Origin of the sequence: Kitasatospora sp. NBC_01287, assembly GCF_026340565.1 — a bacterium.
In the GTDB taxonomy this organism is placed as follows: Bacteria; Actinomycetota; Actinomycetes; order Streptomycetales; family Streptomycetaceae; genus Kitasatospora.
The window spans coordinates 3057246-3078786 of record NZ_JAPEPB010000001.1 but is presented as its reverse complement, the minus strand read 5'-3'; the positions used below and the strand labels follow the sequence as shown (position 1 = coordinate 3078786).

The window sequence follows — 21541 nt, the reverse complement described above, 5'->3', positions numbered from 1 at the left end:
AAGAACTGATGAAGCGCAAAGGCACCGGCCCTGACGGCCTGGTCATCGTGGACAAGCCCGAAGGCATCACCTCCCACGGCGTGGTCGCCCGGCTGCGCCGACTGGCCGGGACCAGGAAGGTCGGCCACGCCGGCACCCTGGACCCGATGGCCACCGGCGTGCTGGTGATCGGTGTCGAGCGGGCCACCCGGCTGCTCGGGCACCTGATGCTCACCGCCAAGACCTACGAGGCGACCATCCGGCTCGGCCAGACCACCATCACCGACGACCGGGAGGGCGAGGTCACCGCCGCCGCTCCCGCCGACGCGGTGACCCGGGCGGCGATCGACGAGCAGATCGCCCTGCTGACCGGCGACATCATGCAGGTGCCGTCCAAGGTCAGCGCGATCAAGATCGACGGGAAGCGCTCCTACCACCGGGTGCGCGAGGGCGAGGACTTCGAGCTGCCGGCCCGGCCGACCACGGTCCACTCCTTCACCGTGCACGAGCAGCGCGCGGCGGTGGCCGAGGACGGCACCGCGGTGATCGACCTGGACGTCACCGTGGAGTGCTCCTCCGGCACCTACATCCGCGCGCTCGCCCGCGACCTGGGCGGCGCACTGGGCGTCGGCGGCCACCTGACGGCGCTGCGCCGCACCAAGGTCGGCCCCTACGGCGTGGAGTCCGCGCACACCCTGGAGCAGTTGGAGGAGCAGTTCTCGGTGCTGCCGATCGGCGCGGCCGCCGCGGCCGCCTTCCCCCGGTGGGACATCGGCGCCGACGAGGCGCGCCTGCTGTCGACCGGCGCCCGGTTGACGGCACCCGGGCTCGGCGTGGACGGGCCGATCGCGGTCTTCGGGCCGGACGAGCAGTTCCTCGCGCTGGTCGAGGAGAAGGGCGGGCTGGCGCGACCGGTGGCGGTCTTCGTCGGGTAGCTCGCACGGTCGTGCTGAGCGGGCCGGGTGGGGTGGGAAGTCGGCGGGATCGACTTCCCACCCCACCCGGCCCCTTTTCGTGCCGAGCTCTCCCTGTGGAGGTCTCCGTGCCGCGCCGCGCCGTGCCGTGCCGCGCCGTGCGGTGCGGTGCGGTGCCGTGCGGTGCCGCCTCCGGGGTCGGGCCTGCCCCGGCCGGCCCCGCTTCACCTGCACGGGTGAGTTTCGGTGTCCCTTGCCTCACTCGAACGGTCGAGCGCGCGAGGTGACCGGAGGTGGTGAACGGGGCGGCCGCGGTCGCTCCGGCCCTGCCGCGGGCAGGCTCCCCGCGGCGAGCACGGCAGCGGCGAGGGGCCCGACAGGTGCCCGCCGGGGCCGCCGGGGAGGGCAGCACGGATGGCTGGTGGCCTGGAGGGCGGCACCGCGGTGGACGGCACCGCGGTGCAGGGCGGTCCGGTGGACCCGCGCGGGGCGCTGGTCGGGATCAGCACGAGCGCCGGACGGGCGCTCGGGCACGGGTTCTGGGCCGACGCGCGCGGCACGGTGCTCACCGTGGACGAGGTGGTCGCCGAGGTCGCCGGGTCGGCGGAACGGGGCGAGGGCCTGCGGGTGCGCACGGCGGCCGGGCAGTGCCACATGGTCGGTGCGGCCGCGCTGACCCGCTGCCCGGAGCTCGGTCTGGCCTGGCTGACGGTCGATCAGGCGGTCGGTGGTGTGCCGTTGCCGGTGGCAGGGCCGCGCACGCCGCCGGGCCGCCCGCGCTCGGAGGTGCTGCTGCCCGGGGTGGGCGAGGGCACGCTGCGCGGCACGGCTGCCGCGCTGACCGGCCCGCCGGCGCCGGCCCGGCTGCTGTCGGGTGTCCTGCTGCTCGAACTGCCGCCCGGGACCGCGCCGGTGGCCGGACTCCCGGTACTCGATCCCGCGACCGGCGTGGTGCTGGGCCTGCTCGCCCCGGGGCTGCGCGGGCTGCCGGACGGCCTGACCGGTGCGATCCCGCTCGTGGCCGCCGGCGGGGCGGAGGTCGATGCCGCGTCGACCGGGTCGGCCCTGGCCCTGGCCCCGGCCCCGGCCGCGCTCGCCGAGCTGCTGGCGGCCAACGCGCTCGCCGCGCCCGCTTACGGCCCCGCGCTCAACCTGGGCGGCGTGCTCCGGCTGACCTCCCGTCAACTGGCCTGCGCGGCAGCGGGACCGGGCCGGATCGCCGAGCTGGCCGCCGATCGGACGGAGCGCGCGGACGGCCTCCGCGGCGAGGAGCCGGGGGTGCCGCTGACCGTCCTGGTCGGCGAACCGGGCAGCGGGCGGAGCACCGAACTGGCGGCCCTCGTGGTGCGCCGGGCCGCTGCCGAGCCGTCGCTGCCGAGCCTCTGGCTGCGCGGCGCGGACCTGCGGGCGGCGGACCGCGGCCTGCCCGCCGCCCTGGCGCGGACGCTGCCGCCGCTGGCCGCCGGGGCGGACGAGGCCGCGGTGGCCCGGGTCTGCGCCGCCGCGGGCCGACCGCTGCTGGTGGTGCTGGACGCGCCGGAGGAGGCGCCCGGCGGGCTCGGCCCCGGCTGGTGGACGGACACGCTGGACTGGCTCACCACGGCGCGGGCCCGGCTGCTGGTGGCCTGCCGGCCGGAGAGCTGGGAGCAGTACGCATCGGTGGCCGGGGCGGCCGGGCCGGACGGGCCCGCCGGAGCGGTCGCGACGGTTCGGCTGCACCGGCTGAGCCCGCCGGGCGGGCCGGGCGGGCCGGCCCTGGAGCGGGCCGGGCTGCGCCACGGGGTGGAGGTGGATCAGCCGCGACCTGGTCCACTGCTGGTGCGGCTGGCGGGGGAGCTGCGGGCCGGCGGCACGGATCCGGTGGGCGCGAGCGCGGAGGAGCTGTACCAGGGCTGGCTCGACCTGCGCTGCCTGCGGATCGCCGAGCGGCTCGCCCGGGCCCGGGTGCGCCCCGCCTCGCACCGGAAGGGCGGTACGGCGCCGATGCCGGCCCTCGCGCCGGGGCAGGTGCGCCGGCTCGCGGCGACGGCTGCCGGTCGGGTGCACGAGGCGGCCCGCCGGATGCTCGGGCCCGGCCAGGGCGGGCTGGGGCCGGCTGCCTTCGAGGAGCTGTTCCCGGCGGCCGGCGGCTGGCGGGAGGCGGTGCTGGCGGACCGGCTCTTCGTCCCGGCGGGCGAGGGCTACCGGCTGGCGCACGAGGAGGTCGCGGACTGGCTGCAGGGCCGGCACCTGGACCTGGACGGGACGCTTCGGCTGCTGCTGGCCGACACCGGGCGCAGGGAGGCGCGCCGGGCGGTGCCCAGGCACCGGGTGGGCGCGGTGGAGGCCGCGCTGCGCTCGCTCGCCCGGGCACGGGGGGCCGCCGGCCTCGACCCGTGGCTGCGTCGGCTCTGGCAGGCGCTGGAGGGGCCGCCGGAGGAGCCGCCGGACGGGCCGGGGGGCGGGGCCGGGGCGGGCGACAAGGCCGGGGCAGCGCGGGCAAGCACCGGGCCAGGCGTGGAGGCCGGCGTGGAGGCAGGCGCGGAGGCGGGCGTGGAGCCGGGCGTGGAGGCGCGGTGGTGGGCGGCGCGCCTGCTGGCGACGGGCTTGCGGGTGAGCCCGGACCCCGTGGCGCACCAGGAGCTGCTGGAGCTGATGGCGGAGCGGATCGCCGGCACGGCCGCGCGGGAGTGGGAGTGGGAGCGGGAGCAGGGGCAGGAGCAGGAGCCGGTACGGGAGCGAGGGCAGGCGCAGAGCCAGGCTCAGGTGCCCGGTGCCGCCCTGGCGCGGTTCGGTCCCGGCTTCTGGGCCGGCCTGGCCCTGCCCGCCGAGCAGGTCTGGGCCCTGCTGCGGGTGCTGGTCAGGGCGGACGGCCCCGAGGCGCACTTCCTCGCCGCGGCGACGGACCGGCTCACGGCCTCGGGCGCCGCGGCCTTCCCGGCGCTCTGCGGCTGGTTCGAGGACCGCCGCGCGCCGGCCGGGCGACCCGGGGTGCTCGTCGCCGACCTCGCCCACGACCTGCTCTTCGCGCATCGGGCTTTGGGCGTCGACGAGTTGACGGAGGCTCTGGTGGCGACCGCGCACCCGCGGGCCGACGCGCTGCTGACCGTGCTGGCGGTCGAGGAGCCGTCCGCGCTCTGCCGCGCCGTCGACCGGTGGAGCCATGACGCCCGTCCCGAGCGCCATGTGGCGGCCGCCGTGCACGCGCTGCGCACCGCGCCGTACGCCACCGGCGCCGGGTGCGAGCTGCTGCGCCACACCGCGCTGACCCTGCTCGCCCGGGAGGAGGAACCCGCGCTGCACGGGGCCGCGCTCGCCCTGCTCGTCCGTGACCCCGCCACCCGCGCCCGGCACCTGGCGGCAGCGCTCGCGGCGTACGCGGCCGACGACCCGTTCGTCGGTCCCGAGGTGCTCGGTCCGGCGCTGGACACCGACGCCGCCGCGGTGCTCGCCGCCTTCGAGACCCGCCTGGCCGTGCCGGGCCCCGGCGCGGCCGCCGTGCTGCGCGTGCTCGCGGATGCCCCGTCCGGCACCGGCGGTTCCGGCGGCGGCAGTTCCGGCACCGGCAGATTCGGCATTGGCAGAGCCGAGAGCAGCGGAGCCGGGAGCGGCGGAGCAGGCACCGGGGTGCCGAGCTCGCTGCCCGACCCGGCCACCCGGTTGGCCGGGCGGCTGCTGCGGGCCCGCCCGGAGCGGGCCGAGCTGGTGGCCGAGTACCTGAACCGGCGGCTGGTGCTCGGCGTGGCGGCCCGAGGCGATCTGACCGCGCTGCTCGGCACCCCGGCCAGGGAGCGGCCGGCCGCCGTCCGGCGCGCCTTCGCGCTGGTGCTCGCCACGCCGCAGGACGAGCCGCCTCAGGGGGAGGCGCTGCGCCGCGAGTTCCTGGACCGCCTGCTGGTCGCCGAGCGGGACCCCGCGGTGCTGGCCCCGGCCCTGGAGCGGCTGGCCACCACCACGGGCCGCCAGGAGGCGCGACCGGTCCGCGCGGCGGTGCGCCGGATCGCGGCCGCCTGGGAGCAGGGCGACGGCGGCCCGGACCGGTGGGACGCGCTGCTGGTGCGCTGCGCGGGCCGGAGCGCCGGCTTCGCCCAACTGCTCGCCGAGTGGCCCGCCGACGACCGCCCCCCGGCCGGCGGGCCGCTGCTCGCCCGGATGCGCGCGCTGCTCGCGCAGGGCCGCGACCCGCAGTACGCGGCGGCCGAGGCCGAGCGCACGCCGGCGCGGGCGGTGACGGCCGCGGTGCCGCGCGCAGCGGGCGTTCCGGTGCCGGAGCGTGGAGCGGCGCATGGCACGCTATAGGGGATCGAGTTCGAGCATGTGAGCAGTGGCGGAAGAAGAGGAGCGGTCAGGGTGCAACGCTGGCGTGGCCTGGAGGAGATTCCCGGCGACTGGGGACGCAGCGTCGTCACCATCGGTTCCTTCGACGGTGTGCACCTCGGGCACCAGCTGATCATCGACCGGGCGGTCGAGCGGGCCCGCGAACTGGGCGTCAAGGCCGTGGTGGTGACCTTCGACCCGCATCCGAGCGAGGTGGTGCGCCCCGGCAGCCACCCGCCGCTGCTGGCCCCGCACCCGCGCCGGGCCGAGCTGATGGCCACGCTCGGGGTGGACGCGGTGCTGGTGCTCCCGTTCACCGCCGAGTTCTCCAAGGAGTCGCCGGAGACCTTCGTCCAGCAGGTGCTGGTGGACGCGCTGCGCGCGCGGCTGGTGATCGAGGGCCCGAACTTCCGGTTCGGGCACAAGGCCGCGGGCAATGTCGAGCTGCTGGCCGAGCTGGGCCGGGCCGCCGACTTCGCGGTCGAGGTGGTCGACCTGCGGGTGAGCGGTGCGGCCGGCGGTGGCGAGCCGTTCTCCTCGACACTGGTGCGCCGCCTGGTGGCCACGGGCGACATGGCCGGCGCCGCCGAGGTGCTCGGCCGCCCGCACCGGGTCGAGGGGATCGTGGTGCGCGGCGCCCAGCGCGGCCGCGACCTGGGCTTCCCGACCGCCAACGTGGACACGGTGCCGCACAGCGCGATCCCGGCCGACGGGGTGTACGCGGGGTGGCTGACCGCGCAGGGCGAGCTGATGCCGGCGGCGATCTCGGTCGGCACCAACCCGACCTTCGACGGCACCGCCCGCACCGTGGAGGCCTACGCGATCGACCGGGTGGGCCTGGACCTCTACGGGCTGCACGCGGCGGTCGACTTCCTCGCCTACCTGCGCGGGATGGAGAAGTTCGACAGCATCGAGGCGCTCCTCGACCGGATGGCCGACGACGTCAAGCAGGCCAGGGAGTTGACCGAGCAGGTCTGACGGTCACCCGCCACCCCCGCGGCAGCCGGACGGAACGAAGCGGCGCCCGCCCCCGGATACCTGGGGGCGGGCGCCGCTTCATCGTTCACTCACTGTTGCTGCGGGGGTGGCGGGTAGCCGTACCCGTAGCCGGGCTGCTGCGGCGGCTGCTGGGCCGGGTCGGGCTGCTGCGGCCACTCCGGGGGCGGCGCCTGCTGCGGTCCGGGCTGCTGCGGGGCGCCGGGCGGCGGGTAGCCGTAGCCCGGCGGCGGCGCGGGCTGCCCGGGCTGCGGTGCCCAGGGCTGGGCGGGCGGCGGCGCGCCCCAGGGCTGGCCGCCCTCCTGCTGCGGCGTCGGATAACCCTGGCCGTCCTGGCCCGGCTGGCCCCACGGCTGCTGCTGCGGCTGGACCGGCCCGGGTTGGCCGCTCCACTGCTGCTGCGGCGGCACGCCCTGCTGCTGGGCCTGCTGCTGCCAGCCGCTGCTCTGCGCGGCTTGCTGGGCCCGGATGATGTCCTCGCCGACCAGGGTGGCCAGCTCGAAGTACGCCTCGCGGACCTTGGGCCGCATCATCTCCAGGTTGACCTCGGCGCCGGCCGCCAGGCTCTCGTCGAAGGGCACCACGACGACGCCGCGGCAGCGCGTCTCGAAGTGCGCGACGATGTCCTCGATCCGGATCATCTTGCTGGTCTCGCGCACCCCGGAGACCACCGTGATGCTGCGCTGGACCAGGTCCGCGTAGCCGTGCGCGGAGAGCCAGTCCAGCGTGGTGCTGGCGCTGCTGGCGCCGTCCACGCTCGGCGTGGCGACGATGATCAGCTGGTCCGCCAGGTCGAGCACCCCGCGCATCGCGCTGTAGAGCAGGCCGGTGCCCGAGTCGGTAAGGATGATCGGGTACTGGCGGCCCAGCACGTCGATCACCTGGCGGTAGTCCGAGTCGTTGAAGGTGGTGGAGACCGCCGGGTCGACGTCGTTCGCCAGGATCTCCAGGCCGGAGTTCTGGTCCTGCGAGGTGAACTGGCGGATGTCCATGTAGCTGCGCAGGTGCGGGATCGCCGTCACCAGGTCGCGGATGGTCGCGCCGGTCTGGCGCTTGATCCGCCGGCCCAGCGTGCCCGCGTCCGGGTTGGCGTCGATCGCGATCACCTTGTCCTGGCGCTCGCTGGCCAGCGTGGCCCCGAGCGAGGTGGTGGTCGTGGTCTTGCCGACGCCGCCCTTGAGGCTGATCACCGCGATCCGGTAGCAGCTCAGCACCGGGGTGCGGATGATCGTCAGCCTGCGCTCGCGCTCGGCCTGGGCCGCCTTGCCGCCGAACTTCAGCCGCGGCGCCTGACGCTGCTGCTTGGGCTGGCTGCGCAGCAGCCGGTCGGAGGAGAGCTCCACGGCCGCGGTGTAGCCGAGCGGGGCGCCGTGCGCGGTCGGCTGCTGGCCGCCGCCCTGCTGGAAGGCGGGCGGGGCCTGCGGGCCGCTCTGCTGGTGCGGGTAGGCCACCGGGGCCGGGTAGGGCGACTGGGCCTGGGCCTGCGGCTGCTGCGGCTGCTGCGGGTGGGCCGGCGGGCCCGGCTGCGGCTGGGGCTGCGCCTGCTGGCCGCTGTTCGGGGCCGGCCAGCCGCCCTGGCGCGGGTCGACCGGGCCGGGCTGCTGGGCGCCCTGCTGCTGGGCGACCGGTGCCTGGGCCCACGGGGTGCCGGCGGCGGGCCCGCCCTGCTGCTGCGGCGCGGCTTCGGCCGGGGCCTGCGGCTGCTGCGGCGGCACCGGCAGAGCGTGCTGGGCCTGCTGGGCCTGTTGCGGCGGGCCCGGCTGCAGGTGCGGCGGGTAGGCGCTGGGCGGGTAGGCGGTGTTGGGGTAGGCGGCGTTGGGGTAGCCGTAGCCCGGCTGCGGCTGCGGCTGCGGCGGTGCGGCCTGGGCGACCTGTGGGGGGAGCGGCTGGGGCGGGCCCGGCTGCTGCGGGGGTGCCTGGTAGCCGCCCTGCTCGGCGCCCGGCCAGCCGCCCTGTTCGGCCCCCGGCCAGCCGGCCTGCGCGGGCGGTCCGGGCTGCTGCGGCGGTCCGGCCTGGGCCGGCTGGACGGTCTGAGCAGGCTGAGCCGGCTGGACGGCCTGGGCCGGTGCGGCTGCCTGGGCGGACTCCGGGCCCTGCGCGGGCGCGGGTGCTGCTACCGGCACGGGCGCCGGCACCGGATCGGCCGCGATCGGCGCGGGCACCACGGCAGGCGCGCCCACCGGTGAGGTCACCGGCGCGGGCGCCTCGGCCCGAGCGTCGGCGGGTGCGGCCGGGGCGGGTACCGGAGCGCCAGCCCCGCCCGCGCCGGCCTGCGCCGCGTCGCCCTGGGTGTACCAGGACGGGGGAGTGTAGTCGGGTGCGTCGGACCAGTCGTCGTCGTCCTCCGCCGCGTTGTCGCCGACGTAGACGCCGTCCCGATCGCTGCTCACCTAGGGCTCCCTCGTGTTCGCTGCCGCTCGTCGCGGTGCGGTCAGGCACAAGAGTAGAACCTGTGCCTCGCCAGGTTGAGTGCGCCGTCGGTTCTGGTCCGAACCTGATGGGCACTCAGCTGCTGGCGGCCTCCGCGCGGCCGGCCGGTCGGCGCTGTCACCCGTACCGGTGGTGGCGCCGCCCGGGTCAGTCGACCCGGCGGGCCGGCCCCAGCTGCTGGTGCTCGGCCGGGCCAGGCTCGGTCCGCACGTACTGGCGGTGGATCCGGGTGGCCCAGAGCGTGAAGTCGTCGCTCAGGGTAGGCAGCGCCGCCACGTCCGCGCTGCTCAGCGAGAGCACCCGGCCGACCAGCTCCGCCTCCTGCGGGGAGACCCGCTGCACACCGGTCAGGTCGGCCGCGTTCAGCACCCGGGCCGCGTTCGGTCCCAGGTACGGCAGCAGGGTGAGGGTGGACTGCCACGGGGTCGCCGAGAGCCGGCTGCGCGGCGGGCGCGGCCCCAGGTCACGCACCACCAGCACCGGCGCCGAGACCGAGGCGCCCTGCGCGCCGAGCCGCCCGATCTGGTGCACCGTCACGCACGGCTGCCCGCCGCCGGCGGCCTGCGCTAGCGGCGCCCAGACCTGCGGGCGGGCGGTCTCCACGGCCACCCGGGCCCCGGTCGCGGCCGCTCGCAGCGCGATCACCTGCGCCGTCCAGACACCGCCGACCAGCACCACGTCGTAGGCGGTGGGCCGGAACAGGCCCAGCACCGCGGTCTGCCGCTGCGGGTCCTCGCCGATCACCACGCCGTCGTCGCCCACCGGCACGCTGAGCGCGGCGAGCTCCTCGGGGCCGAGCACGTGCTGCTCGCGCCGCGGGCCGCGCAGGCCGAAGCCGGCCCGGATCCGGCGCTGCGGCCTGGCCTGCTCGTCGGCGGGCTGCGGGCGGCTCTGCCCGGAGTAGGTCTGGTAGGCCATCAGGCACATCCCCCCAGGGGCAGGGTGGCGAGCAGGCCGGGCGCCTGCTCCTGGTCCAGCCGGGACAGGCCCAGGCCCGCGCCCTGTGCGCGCTGCTCCAGCAGCCGGCCGTACTGGGCCACATCGGCCTCGCTGCGGGCGACCACCCGGACATGGCCGGTGAGCGCCACCGAATCGCCGGCGCCGGGCCGCGCGGTGAGGCTGAACGCGCTGGCCAGGGCCGGCGTGCCGGTGGCCAGGTTGATCAGCTCGGCGGCCGGCACGCCGCGCCCCGGCGAGCCGGGGCGGCTCAGCTGGGGCCACTTGGAGATCCAGTACGTGGTGTGGAAGCGGTCGTCGATCCGCCAGAACCGGCTGCTCTCCTGGGTCCTGCGGGTGCCGCTGCCGCCACTGCCGGTGCCCTGCCGGCCGGCCGTGGCCAGCGGGTTGGCACAGGTGGCGATGGACAGCGCGGCGATCAGCTCGCGCTCGTCCAGCGCGGTGGCGCTGAAGCCGGCCCCGTTGAGCCGCCCGGCGAGCTGGTCGGTGACCCGCTGCAGCGCCTTTCGGGCGCCCTCCTCGCCGCCGCCGCGGGCCAGCACGGCGGTGGCCGCGCGCTCCGGGTCGAGCTTGAGGGCGACCCAGGTCAGCCGCAGCGCCGGGGTGGTGAGCCCGTCCCGCAGCTCCTGGTAGGCGCGGGTGGCCAGCGCCTGCTCGGGCAGGTGCGGGGCGGGGGCGGGCTGGGTGTGCTGGACCACCTGGACCGACTCCAGCGTGATGTCGTCCACCCGCAGGGCCGAGCAGACCACGTCCAGCGGCAGCGGCAGTTCGGTGCGCATCGGGCGCAGCGGCTGGTCCTTGGCCTGCACCAGCAGCACGCTGGTGAGGAAGGTGCCGTCGCCGATCATGCCGGTCTCGCGGCGGACCGGACGACCACCGCCGAGGTCCGCCTCGGTGGCGTGGGTGCAGGTGTGCAGGGCCGGTTCGAGCTCCAGCACGGGGGCCAGGGCCGGGTCGGTGCCGGGCGGCGGCACGTTGCCGGGCGCCTCGCGGCGCCGGGCGCGCGCCCTGGAGCGGATCCGCAGCGCCTCGGGCAGGCTGCGCCCGCGCACCGGCACCAGGGCGAGCACCACCAGCAGCAGGGCGGGCACCGCGAAGGCCCCGGCCACGGTGCGGTTGACCGTCCAGCCGACCGCGACCAGCGCCGCCGCGACCTCGATCAGCACCAACTGCTGCAGGCGCAGCCTCCGGCCGAGCAGACCGGGGCGCGGATGCACCTTCACCGGCACGGATGACGCACCGTCAGGCTGCTGCCGGCCCTCCGGGACCCGGGGCCCGGTCGTGCCGCGCGAGCCCTTCTCCCTGCCCCGTGCCGCCCTGCGTCGCCCTTGCGCACTCTGGCTTGGCATTCCCCCGGGTGACCCTCTCTGATTCGCTGTCACGGCCCGGTTGGCCGGGCGTTGAACAGTACCCGTACCGTACTCACCGTCTGCCGCATCGTAGAGGGTCAGCAGGGACCGGAGGCGAGCGGGCGGCCTCAACAGGGGAGGGCCACGCAGCATGGCATCACGCAAGGACGAGCTGAACGCCTACACCTTCGCGCGCAAGCGCATGGTGGGCGCCTTCCTGCAGCCGGTCGGCGGCGGCAGTGACGAGGACGCCCCGCGGCCGATCCGCGCGGTGGTGCCCTCGCTCGTGGTGGCCGCGGTGCTGGTGGCCGGCTTCGGCGCCTGGGGGCTGATCAAGCCGACCGCGCCGCAGGGTTGGGACAGCGGCGACAACATCATCCTGGGCAAGGACTCGACCACCCGCTACGTCGTGCTGACCAGCGCGGACGGCACCAAGATGCTGCACCCGGTGCTCAACATGGCCTCGGCGAAGCTGGTGCTGCCGGCCGACTCCAAGGTGGTCATCGTCACCGACTCGGCGATCGACAGCTACAAGTCGCACGGCCCGACCATCGGCATCCCGTACGCGCCGGACAAGTTGCCGAGCGCAGCCGACGCCGGCGTGGCGAAGAAGTGGTCGGTCTGCGACCGGCCCGGCGCCGACGCCAGCCACCCGGTGCAGGCGGTCTTCGTGGCGGCCGGCCCGGACGCGGCCGCGCTGGAGAACCCCGGCCACAAGCTCGCCGCCGGCCAGTCGCTGTGGGTGCAGGGGGTGACGGCGAGCGGTGCGCTCGACGCGCAGTTCCTGGTCGACCCGCAGGGCCGCAAGCACTCGATCGGGGCGCCGGGGGCCTCCGACACGGAACTGACGGCCCTGCAGCTCGCGCTGTTCGGCAACGGCGCCAAGGCCGAGCCGGTCAGCGACGACTGGCTGGCGACCCTGCCCCAGGCAAGCCCGATCACCTTCCCGCAGGTGCCGGGGACGATCGGCGCCGCGTCGAGCGTCAAGCTCTCCGACCCGCAGCAGGACAAGGTGGGCCGGCTGGTCTCCTCCAACGGCACCGACTACGTGGTCGGCCCCGACCGGCTCTACACGGTGACGCCGTTCCAGGCCGAGCTGCTGCGCTGGGCCAAGTCGACCTCGGACCTGTACAACCCCCACCAGCCGGCCTACGCCGAAATCACCCTGGGCGACGTCTCGAAGTACGACAGCACCGCCACCGAACTCGCGGCCCCGGGCGATTGGCCCCAGGCCAAGCCGGGCTCCTCGGTCAACGGCGGCGGGCCGAGCACCGCCCGTCCGGTGGTCTGCTCGACCTTCGAGGGCATGGCGGGCACCAACGTCCAGCAGAGCGTCTGGGCCGGCACCGACCTCCCGGTCGCGGCGACCCCGGGCTCGGCCAGTGCCTACGTGAGCCCGGGGCACGGGCTCTTCTACCGCGCGATGGACAACAACCCGGACGCCTCCGGCAGCGACTACCTGATCACCGAGACCGGGCTGCGCTACTCGGTGCCCGCCAGCAGCGAGGGGACGGTGGCCGGCGCCTCGCCCACCCCCGCCCCCTCGGCGAGCGGTCAGCCGGCCCAGCCGCAGGCCAACGAGGCGCAGGCCAGGCTCGGTTACCAGAACACCCAACCGGTCCTGGTGCCCAAGGCCTGGTCGGATCTGGTGCCGGCCGGCCCGGCGCTGAACACCAACGCGGCCACCCAGGTGCAGAACTCCTGACCCTCGGTCAGCAGGCTTGGCGCTGTGGGCTGCCGCAACGTCATGGGTTGGTAACCAAACCGCTCCCGGTGTTGGGTGTGTCGGGGGTGGCGGCTACAGTGCTGCCAAGCATCACACCGTGATGTCGTCCGGGTGGGCAGGGTGACCGTCCGCTCGGAAAGAGTCTGTCTCATGGGGGACGGTGGAATATGGCCGGTCAGCAGTTCACGACGACCGCTGAGGAGATGCGCAGCTTCTCCGGGAAGATCGTCGAGGTCAACTCGCAGATCCAGGGCGAGCTCTCGAAGCTCAACTCGCTGGTCAGCTCGATCGCCGGCGGGTGGCAGGGCGCGGCCGCGACCGCGTACCACCAGCTGCAGGAGCGCTGGAACGATGACGCCAGTGCCCTCAACAAGGTGCTGGACGAGATCCGCGCGGCGATCGACGCCACCACCGCGAAGTACTCCCAGACCGAAGAGGAGCAGAAGAGCTCGCTCGGCGGTGTCCAGGGCGCCTGAGCGGCGTCCTCGGCTCAGCGGCACCGCGGCGTAGGCCGCGCGGGGCGACCCCGGACCGGGGTGCCCCGGCTCACCCTCTTCCTTGACAAGGAGCCACCATGTCCGACGGACACATCAAGGTCACTTTCGCCACCATCCAGGACGCGGGCACCGAGGTCCGCGCCACCGCCGGCCGCATCCAGCAGCAGCTGGACGACCTCAAGGCCGGCGTGCAGCGCATCGCCAGCTCGTGGACCGGTTCGGCGCAGGAGGGCTACCAGGCCCGTCAGGCCATCTGGGACCAGAAGGCCACCGACCTGCACAACACGCTGAACCAGATCGCGGCCGCGCTGGACAACGCGCACCAGAGCTACACCACCACCGAGAGCGCGAACACCGCGATCTGGCACCAGGGTAGTTGAGCCACCCCGCCCTCCACGGGGGCGAGGGCATGACCGCGGTGGCGGGGCGGGCGTCCTTGGGCGTCCGCCCCGCCGCACGTCCGGATAGCACAGGCGAGTCGAGAGGTGCCAGGTGGGGTTGGGGCGGAGGCTGAGCCGGATCGCGTCGGTCGGCGCGGTGCTCGGGGTGCTGGCCGGGACGGCCGCGGGGCCGGCGGCGGCGGACCCGCCCGGAGCGCGCTGGTCGCCGATGGGTCTCGCCGCGGCCGGTGACTGCCAGTTCCCGGCCAAGGACGTGGCGGCCGCCCCGTGGGCGCTGCAGCGGGTGCTGCTGGACCAGTTGTGGCAGAACAACAAGGTCACCGGCGCCGGAGTGCTGGTCGCGGTGATCGACACGGGCGTGGACGACAAGAATCCGCAACTGGCCGGCAAGGTGCAGGACGGCGGCACGCTGCTGCCCGACCCGAACAACAGCGGCCAGCCCATCGGACCCTCGGACCAGGACACGGTCGGCCACGGCACCAAGGTGGCCGGCATCATCGCGGCCTCACCGCGCTCCGGGGTCGGCTTCGTCGGCCTGGCGCCCGGCGCCCAGATCCTGTCGATCCGGCAGAACGACGACTCGGGCAGCGGCAACGTCAGCACCATGGCCCAGGCGATCCAGATCGCGATCGCCAAGCACGCCCAGGTCATCAACATCTCGCAGGACGTGCGGGGCGTCAACGGCAGCCCGACCTTCGACGGCAGCGGTGCCCTGCAGACGGCCATCGCGGCCGCCGAGGCGGCCAACATCGTGGTGGTCGCCGCCTCCGGCAACGACGGCGAGCAGGTGACCACCTACCCGGCCGGCTACCCCACGGTGCTCGCGGTGGGCGCCTCCGACCGCAACAACGAGCGCGCCTCCTTCTCCGACTACGGCGACTTCGTCAAGGTGGCGGCTCCGGGCGTCGACATGCTCTCCACCGTCCCGGGCGGCGGCCAGTGCGTGGACAACGGCACCAGCTTCGCCTCCCCGTACGTGGCCGGAGTGGCCGCGCTGCTGCGCGGCGAGCACCCGGACTGGACGGCCCAGCAGATCCGCGCCCGGATCGAGCAGACCGCCCAGCGCACCGAACGCGGCTCCAACGAGTACCTCGGCTGGGGCGTGGTCGACCCGGTCAAGGCGGTCACCGACACCGACCCGCCGACCGGCACCCCCACCCCCGACCCGACGTTCGCGCTGGCCGGATCGGCGATCCTGCCGCAGCCGCTCGGCCTCGGTGAGACCCAGGCCGACCGCGACCGGCGCACCGCCACCTACGTGCTGGGCGGCGTGGTGCTGGCGGTGGCCCTGCTGCTCGGCGGCTCCGTGGTGCTGCGCGACCACCGGCGCCGCGGGCAGGCCTGACGGCCGGCGGAATTCCGTCGGCCCCCTTGTAACATCACGGGTCCGTTGCCGCGTCATCCAGGTGACAGGGTGGCGCTGGCAGGGGGTAACGGTGTTCCGGAGCGGTGCGGCGGCGAGCTGCCGGAGGCCGCCGCCCGCGAGGGCGACCCGTGCCACCGCCACCGCCGCGCCCGTGCTGAGTGCACCGGTCAGCAAGGACCAGATGATCGCGGCGCTGAAGTCGCTGCTGCCGCCGGGTGGGACCAGCTCGCCGAGCGGGCGGCGCACCGCGGACGACGGCGACGGGGTGGCGGGCGAGCCGTTCGCGGGTCTGCTGTACGACGACGGCCACGGCGAGGCGCAGGTCACGGTCGACCTGGGCCGGCCCTACCCCAGCGCCGCCGTCACCTCCTGCCCGGACAAGACCCTGGTGAGCTACGACAACTGCACTACGGGCCGACAGCCGGACAACTCGGTCCTGACCGTGGTGCAGGGCTACGTCCACCCGGACAAGCGGCTGCCGACCAAGCAGTGGGATGCCTACCTGGTGCGGCCGGACGGCGGCATATTTCAGTAGCGGCCGCACCCCGGACCTCGCACCCCGGACCTCGCACCCCGCACCCCGCACCGGACCCCGCACGGCGAAGCGGCCCGGACGCCCCTCAGCAGGGCGTCCGGGCCGCTTCGCGGTTGCCGTCGGGGCCGGAAGCCCGTGTCTCAGAGCTGCTCGTCCTCCGGCAGCGTGATCACCCAGCGCGACTCCTGGCGCGGGCGCAGGTAGCAGACCCAGTAGAGCGAGGCGGCGACGGTGATCGCACCCGTCCAGAGCAGCGCGGTGTGGTCGAGCTGGGTCAGCACGTAGCAGAGCACCCCGATCAGCAGCACCGGCAGCACCGGCCACAGCGGCTGGCGCCAGGCGGGGGTGTGCTTGTGGGCGCCGCGCCGGGAGAGCAGCGCGGCGACCGCGACCAGCAGGTAGAGGGCGGCGACCGCGACGCCGGTGATGTTGGTCAGCTGGTCGAGCTTGACGAAGCAGAGCGCCGCGCCGGGCAGGCCGACGGCCAGGGTGGAGACCCAGGGGGCGTTGAACCGGTTCAGCGTGCCGAAGGCCTTGTTGACCGGCTCGGGCCAGGCCTTGTCGCGGCCGGAGGAGAAGAGCACCCGGGAGTTCTGGATCACCATCACGATGCCGGCGTTGATGATGGCCAGCGCGATGCAGAGGCTGATGAAGGTGCCGAGCGCGGAGTCGCTCCAGCCGGCCACCATGCCGGAGATGTCGCCGCTGGTCAGGGTGGACAGGTCAGGGGCGCCCACGGTGATCGCGATCACCGGGACCATGATGACCACGCAGGACAGCCCCAGCGTCCAGAGCACGGTGCGGGCCACGTTGCGGCGCGGGTTCTCCAGCTCCTCGGAGAGGTAGATCGCGGTGCTGAAGCCCTGGGTGACGAAGAGCGCGGTGCCCATCGCCGCCATGATCGCGCCCAGGCCCACCGTGCTGGTGGCGCCGTGCCCGGCGTCCACCACACCGTGGAAGAGGCTGCCCATGCCGCGCCGGCTGTGCGCGAAGCCGAGGACCGACACCACGCCGGCCGCGATCACCTCCAGGACCAGGAAGACGCCGGTGATCCAGGCGTTGGCCCGCAGGTCCAGCAGGCCGGCCACGGTGGCGGCCAGCATCACCGCGGCACCGGCCACCGGGCCGCTGACGTGCACGATCGGGGCCAGGTAGGCGGCGGTGCCGACGGCGATCACCGCGGGGACGATCATCACCACGAGCAGGGACTGGATGAAGACCAGCCAGCCGGCGAACCGCCCGGCCAGCGTGCCGACCATCGCGTACTCGCCGCCGGCGCTGGGGATCAGGGTGCCGAGCTCGGAGTAGCAGAAGGCGACCGCGACGCAGAGCACGGCGCCGATCCCGATGGTCAGCGCGGTCGCCGTGCCCAGCGCGTTGAACAGGGTCGGCACGATGACGAAGAGCGAGGAGGCCGGGGTGACGCAGGAGAGCGTGAGCAGCGTTCCGCCCACGACGCCTAGCGAGCGCTGCAGCTTGCGCGGGGCCTCGGCGGTACTGACCGTCACCGTGGGGGAGGCGGTGGGTGGGCGAAGCGTGTCGGTCATGCCTGGGGTCCGATCGACTCAGCGCGGCGGTGCGCGGTCCTGTGCGGTGCTGGGGTGGGGAGCGGTATCGCCTCCGCGAGGGTCGCCTGGGGTTCGGTCCTGCCTGTCGCTCCCGGATCGCCATGGTGCGTGGGCGTAAAGCTTGCGTCAATGGCGGTTGACCTTCGGAATCCGTTGCGAAAGTCCGCATAGGCATCCGATCTGATGATCACTTTGTGTCGCGAGGATTGATGTCCGACTTGTTAACTTTGGCCAACGGGGCATGAATCGAAGGTTAACTGGCCGACCTTCTTCGTGAATCAAAGGTCCAGTCGGCCAGCGGAGGCCGGTCTCCAGGCGACCCGGCCCGCCTCGCCGGTCCGCCCGCACCACCGCCCCCGCCACGAGAACCGCAGCTCAGCGGCGAAAAATGGTCGATAACATTCCGGAACGTTCCGGTTGCTGGACGGCGGAAGGCCGGGCGCGACTGCGCGCACCCGGCCTTCTCGTCACTCGGTGTAACTGTTGTGGGGCTACGGCTGCGGCACCCAGCCGGTCTGGACCATCTGCCCGCTGGTGATCCGCCGCGACACGAAGACCCCGCGGCCCGGGGGCAGCGCCTGCGGCTTGACCGTGCCGAGCAGCGCGCCCTCGTCCCTGTTGCCGGAGAGCAGCACGCCCTGCCCACCCAGCTCGCGCATCCGCTGCATCACCGGCTCGAAGAGCGAGCGCCCGGCGCCGCCCGCGCTGCGCGCGATGATCACGCGCAGGCCGATGTCGCGGGCGAACGGCAAGAACTCGGCCAGCGGCGCCATCGGATTGCCCGAGCCGGTGGCGACCAGCTCGTAGTCGTCCACGATCACGAACATGTCCTTGCCGCTGTACCAGCTGCGGCTGCGCAACTGCTCAGCCGTCACGTCAGGACCGGGCAGCCGGCGGGCGCAGGCGCCGCGCAGCATGTCCACGATCGCGGCCATCGCGGGCTGCGCGGCGGCGTACTCCACCAGGTACTCCGGCGGCACCGCGCCGAGCAGCGCGCGCCGGTAGTCGCCCACCACGATGCCGGCCTGCTCGGGCGTGTAGCGCTCGGTGATCTGCTTGATCAGCATCCGCAGCAGCGCCGACTTCCCGGACTCGCTCTCGCCGAAGACGATGAAGAGCGGGTCGGTCTCGAAGTTGACGAAGACCGGGGCCATCTCGCTCTCGTCGATGCCGAAGGCGACACCGCGCTCGGGCAGCTCGAAGCCCTTGGGCAGCGCGTTTCCGTCCAGCACCGCCGGCAGCATCCGCACCTGCGGGGCGCGCGGCCCGGTCCAGGCCGCGTTGACCGCCTCCACCAGCCCGGCCGTGCCCGCCGCCAGGTCCTCCGCGCTGGAGGAGCCGTCCAGGCGCGGCAGCCCGCTCAGGAAGTGCAGCTTGCCGCTGGTCACGCCGCGGCCCGACGCGCCGCTCGGCACGTTCTGCGCCACCTTGCGGTCGACCTCCGACTCCATCGGGTCGCCCAGGCGCAGCTCGGTGCGGTTCTGCAGCGCGTCCTTCAGCGCCGGGCGGACCTCGGCGTAGCGGGCGGCGGTGAGCACGACGTGCACGCCGTAGGTCAGACCGCGGGCCACGATGTCGGTGACCACCGGCTCCAGCGCCTCGAACTCCTGGCGCAGGGTCAGCCAGCCGTCGATCACCAGGAAGACGTCGCCGAACTGCTCCTCCGGCAGCTGACCGGCGGCCCGGCGGGTGCGGTAGGTGGCGATCGAGTCGATGCCGGTGGCGCGGAACAGCTCCTCGCGCCGGTTCAGCGCGCCGTGCACCTCGCTGATCATGCGGCGCACCTTGTCCAGGTCCAGGCGTCCGGCCACCCCGCCGACGTGCGGCAGCTCCTGCAGCGACTGGAAGCCGCCGCCGCCGAAGTCCAGCAGGTAGAACTGCACCTCCACCGGGGTGTGGGTGAGCGCGAAGCCCGCCACCATGCTGCGGATCAACGTCGACTTGCCCGAGAGCGGACCGCCGACCACCAGGCCGTGGCCGGCCGCGCCGGAGTAGTCCTGGTAGAGCACGTCGCGGCGCTGCTCGCGCGGCCGGTCCACGATGCCGACCGGCACCACGAGGCGGCCCAGTGCCCCGAACTCCGGCGAGGTGAGCCCGCGTTCGGGGGTGGCCTGCAGCGGCGGCATCAGCTGGTCCATGCTCGGCGCCTCGTCCAGCGGCGGCAGCCAGACCTGGTGGGCCGGCGGCCCCTGGCCGACCATCCGCTGCACGATCACGTCCAGCACCGTGTCCACCAGCGCGTCGTCGAGCAGCTCCGGCTCCGGCTCGACCTCCTGCACCTGCGGCTCGGTCACCGCCACCTCGGCGGCGGTGAAGAGCACCGGCTGCACGGTGGAGATCCGGCCGCTGGCGCGCTGCTGGCCCGGCGCCCGGTAGGGGCCGGAGACGTAGGCGGCCTTGAAGCGGTCCATCACGTCGGTGCCGAACTTCAGGTAGCCGACCCCGGGCACCGGCGGCAGGTGGTAGGCGTCCGGGACGCCGATCGCGGCCCGCGACTCGGCGGCCGAGAAGGTGCGCAGGCCGATCCGGTAGGAGAGGAAGGTGTCCAGACCGCGCAGCTTGCCCTCCTCCAGGCGCTGCGAGGCCAGCAGCAGGTGCACCCCCAGGGAGCGGCCGATCCGGCCGATCTGGATGAACATGTCGATGAAGTCGGGCTTGGCGGTGAGGAGTTCGGAGAACTCGTCGATGATCAGCACCAGCGAGGGCAGCGGGTCGAGGGCCGCGCCGGCCGCCCGGGCCCGCTCGTACTCGTTGAGGTTGGCGTAGTTGCCGGCCGAGCGCAGCAGCTCCTGGCGGCGGTTCAGTTCACCCTCGATCGCATCGCGCATGCGGTCGACCAGGGTGAGTTCGCCCTCCAGGTTGGTGATCACCGCGGAGGTGTGCGGCATGTCCGCCATGCCCGCGAAGGTCGCGCCGCCCTTGAAGTCGGCGAGCACGAAGTTGAGCGTCTCCGAGGAGTGCGTCATCGCCAGGCCGAGCACCAGGGTGCGCAGCAGCTCCGACTTGCCGGAACCGGTCGCGCCCACGCACAGGCCGTGCGGGCCCATGCCCTCCAGCGCGGCCTCCTTGATGTCCAGCTGGACCAGCTCGCCATTGGCCCCGACCCCGATCGGCACCCGCAGCTTCTCGTGCTGGGCCCGCGGCCGCCAGGTGCGCGCCACATCCACCGAGCCGGCGTCGCCCACGCCCATCAGATCGGTGAAGTCCAGGTTGGAGAGCAGCGGTTCGTCGTCGCCGCCGGCCGAGATCCGGTACGGCGCCAGCTGGCGGGCCAGCGCCTCGGACTGCCAGGTGGAGAGCAGGTCAGGAGTGCCCGAGTAGGAGGCGCCGGAGGCCGACTCCAGCAGCAGCTCGCGCTGCCCGACGGTGACCACCAGGTGCCCGGTCGGCTCGTCCAGGTCGCCCGGGACCACCTCGATCACGGTCACCCCGTGCACGCCGTCGGCCGAGGCCAGCAGCGAGTCCTGCGGCACCGAGGCACCGTCCAGGATCACCACCAGGTGCTGCTGGTCCGACTGCGCCGGGGCGTCGCGGCTGAACCGCTGGCGGCCCGAGAGCTCGTCCTCCAGCAGCAGCTCCAACTCGCCCAGCCCGGAGGCGATCAGCCGGCGCGAGCCGGCCCCGTCGTGCTGCTTGCGGTGCTGGGTGTGCGGGAGCCACTTGACCCACTCCCACTCCTCCAGCGCGCCGGGCGCGGCCGCCACCCCGAGCACCAGGTCGTCGGGGGAGTGCAGGGTGGTCAACTGGGCGATCATGGCCCGGACGTTGGAGTACACCGCGTCCGGGTCACCGCAGACCGTGATGTGGTAGAACGCCCGCAGCGAGACCGCCAGCGGCAGGTCCTGCAGGGTGCCGTGCGCCTGCAGGAAGCTGCGCATCGCGTCGGCGGCCAGCGGCTCCAACTCGTCCATCGGCGCGGTCTGCGGGGCCACCAGAGGGGTGGCCAGCTGCTGCGCGCCCCGGCCCAGGCGGATCTGGGCGAAGTCCGGGTCGCTCGGGCGCCGCTCCCAGAGCCGGCGCCCCTCGGCCACGATCGACCAGAGCTGGTCCGGCTCCGGGTGCAGGTAGAGCTGCGCGCCGCGCTGCCGCTCGGCGGTGCGCCGGACCTGACGGCGCACCTGCTGCAGGTACTTCAGGTAGTCGCGCCGCTCGTCGGCCAGCCCCGCGCCGCCGCCCTTGCGGGCCCGCACTATCTGCGCCACGCCCATGCCGGCGGTGGAGCACATCATCAGCAGGCCCATGATCTTCATCATCGGCGCCGTGCCCGGCATGAAGAAGAACGCGGCCGAGCCGCCCATGCCGAGCAGCGGGAGCATGCTCATCATCCAGTCGTCGCCACCCCCGCGGGGCAGCTCGGGCGGGGTGACCAGTTCCACCGGCTCGTCCGGCACCACGGGCGGGTACGCCCGGGGCGGACGCTTGACCGTCACGACACTCATCTACTACCGCACCAGCCCTCACGCGACTCGTCAGGCCCCGGAGGAGGCGCCCCTGTGACTGCCTTGCCCCCGCCGCGGACCGCAGGCG

13 protein-coding genes are annotated in these 21541 nt (G+C 74.6%); 8 read left to right on the top strand and 5 right to left on the bottom strand.

Annotation, left to right across the window (positions count from 1 at the left end):
- Positions 1 to 8 precede the first annotated feature (8 nt).
- From truB to OG455_RS12865, 3 genes are all read left to right on the top strand, one after another.
- Positions 9 to 914 (top strand): tRNA pseudouridine(55) synthase TruB, encoded by a 906-nt coding sequence (gene truB, locus OG455_RS12875; protein WP_266293227.1) that lies wholly within the window; start codon positions 9 to 11, stop codon positions 912 to 914.
- A gap of 393 nt (positions 915 to 1307) precedes the next feature.
- On the top strand, positions 1308 to 5171 hold the full coding sequence (locus OG455_RS12870; RefSeq protein WP_266293225.1) for a hypothetical protein: 3864 nt from the start codon (positions 1308 to 1310) through the stop codon (positions 5169 to 5171).
- Positions 5172 to 5222: 51 nt separating this feature from the next.
- Positions 5223 to 6167, top strand: coding sequence for a bifunctional riboflavin kinase/FAD synthetase (locus OG455_RS12865; protein WP_266293223.1), 945 nt, complete (start codon positions 5223 to 5225; stop codon positions 6165 to 6167).
- An 89-nt stretch (positions 6168 to 6256) separates the two neighbouring features.
- Here OG455_RS12865 and OG455_RS12860 read toward each other — a convergent pair whose 3' ends face one another.
- The 3 genes from OG455_RS12860 to eccE form a co-directional block, all read right to left on the bottom strand.
- A complete protein-coding gene (locus OG455_RS12860) occupies positions 6257 to 8575 on the bottom strand; it encodes a MinD/ParA family protein (RefSeq protein WP_266293221.1) in 2319 nt (772 codons plus the stop codon).
- Positions 8576 to 8762: 187 nt separating this feature from the next.
- A complete protein-coding gene (locus OG455_RS12855; RefSeq protein ID WP_266293219.1) occupies positions 8763 to 9533 on the bottom strand; it encodes a hypothetical protein in 771 nt (256 codons plus the stop codon).
- Complete coding sequence (gene eccE / locus OG455_RS12850; RefSeq protein WP_266293217.1) at positions 9533 to 10801, bottom strand: type VII secretion protein EccE; 1269 nt, start codon at positions 10799 to 10801, stop codon at positions 9533 to 9535. Before eccE ends, OG455_RS12855 begins: the two co-directional genes overlap by 1 nt.
- A gap of 271 nt (positions 10802 to 11072) precedes the next feature.
- Here eccE and eccB point away from each other — a divergent pair, with 271 nt between their 5' ends.
- The 5 genes from eccB to OG455_RS12825 all read left to right on the top strand — a co-directional run bounded on the left by eccB (position 11073) and on the right by OG455_RS12825 (position 15446).
- Positions 11073 to 12626, top strand: a complete 1554-nt coding sequence (gene eccB, locus OG455_RS12845) for a type VII secretion protein EccB (RefSeq protein WP_266293215.1) — start codon at positions 11073 to 11075, stop codon at positions 12624 to 12626.
- 188 nt (positions 12627 to 12814) lie between these two features.
- The gene (locus OG455_RS12840) at positions 12815 to 13123 is read left to right on the top strand and encodes a WXG100 family type VII secretion target (RefSeq protein ID WP_266293213.1); all 309 of its coding nucleotides are present in this window, start codon (positions 12815 to 12817) and stop codon (positions 13121 to 13123) included.
- 98 nt (positions 13124 to 13221) lie between these two features.
- Positions 13222 to 13524, top strand: coding sequence for a WXG100 family type VII secretion target (locus OG455_RS12835; protein ID WP_266293211.1), 303 nt, complete (start codon positions 13222 to 13224; stop codon positions 13522 to 13524).
- A gap of 118 nt (positions 13525 to 13642) precedes the next feature.
- A complete protein-coding gene (gene mycP, locus OG455_RS12830) occupies positions 13643 to 14890 on the top strand; it encodes a type VII secretion-associated serine protease mycosin (RefSeq protein ID WP_266293209.1) in 1248 nt (415 codons plus the stop codon).
- Between the two features lie 172 nt (positions 14891 to 15062).
- Positions 15063 to 15446, top strand: a complete 384-nt coding sequence (locus OG455_RS12825) for a hypothetical protein (protein ID WP_266293207.1) — start codon at positions 15063 to 15065, stop codon at positions 15444 to 15446.
- 140 nt (positions 15447 to 15586) lie between these two features.
- Here the strand turns inward: OG455_RS12825 and OG455_RS12820 are convergent, their stop codons facing one another.
- Both OG455_RS12820 and eccCa read right to left on the bottom strand, forming a co-directional pair.
- On the bottom strand, positions 15587 to 16993 hold the full coding sequence (locus OG455_RS12820; RefSeq protein ID WP_266293205.1) for an APC family permease: 1407 nt from the start codon (positions 16991 to 16993) through the stop codon (positions 15587 to 15589).
- A 512-nt stretch (positions 16994 to 17505) separates the two neighbouring features.
- On the bottom strand, positions 17506 to 21453 hold the full coding sequence (gene eccCa, locus OG455_RS12815; protein ID WP_266293203.1) for a type VII secretion protein EccCa: 3948 nt from the start codon (positions 21451 to 21453) through the stop codon (positions 17506 to 17508).
- Between the last annotated feature and the right edge of the window lie 88 nt (positions 21454 to 21541).

Excerpts from the sequence above, each read along its gene's own strand:
- OG455_RS12870 (WP_266293225.1), top strand. The coding sequence starts at position 1,308 with ATGGCTGGTGGCCTGGAGGGCGGCACCGCGGTGGACGGCACCGCGGTG.
- OG455_RS12840 (WP_266293213.1), top strand. The coding sequence starts at position 12,815 with ATGGCCGGTCAGCAGTTCACGACGACCGCTGAGGAGATGCGCAGCTTC.
- OG455_RS12855 (WP_266293219.1), bottom strand. The coding sequence starts at position 9,533 with ATGGCCTACCAGACCTACTCCGGGCAGAGCCGCCCGCAGCCCGCCGAC.
- OG455_RS12820 (WP_266293205.1), bottom strand. The coding sequence starts at position 16,993 with ATGACCGACACGCTTCGCCCACCCACCGCCTCCCCCACGGTGACGGTC.
- truB (WP_266293227.1), top strand. The coding sequence starts at position 9 with ATGAAGCGCAAAGGCACCGGCCCTGACGGCCTGGTCATCGTGGACAAG.
- OG455_RS12835 (WP_266293211.1), top strand. The coding sequence starts at position 13,222 with ATGTCCGACGGACACATCAAGGTCACTTTCGCCACCATCCAGGACGCG.
- eccCa (WP_266293203.1), bottom strand. The coding sequence starts at position 21,453 with ATGAGTGTCGTGACGGTCAAGCGTCCGCCCCGGGCGTACCCGCCCGTG.
- eccB (WP_266293215.1), top strand. The coding sequence starts at position 11,073 with ATGGCATCACGCAAGGACGAGCTGAACGCCTACACCTTCGCGCGCAAG.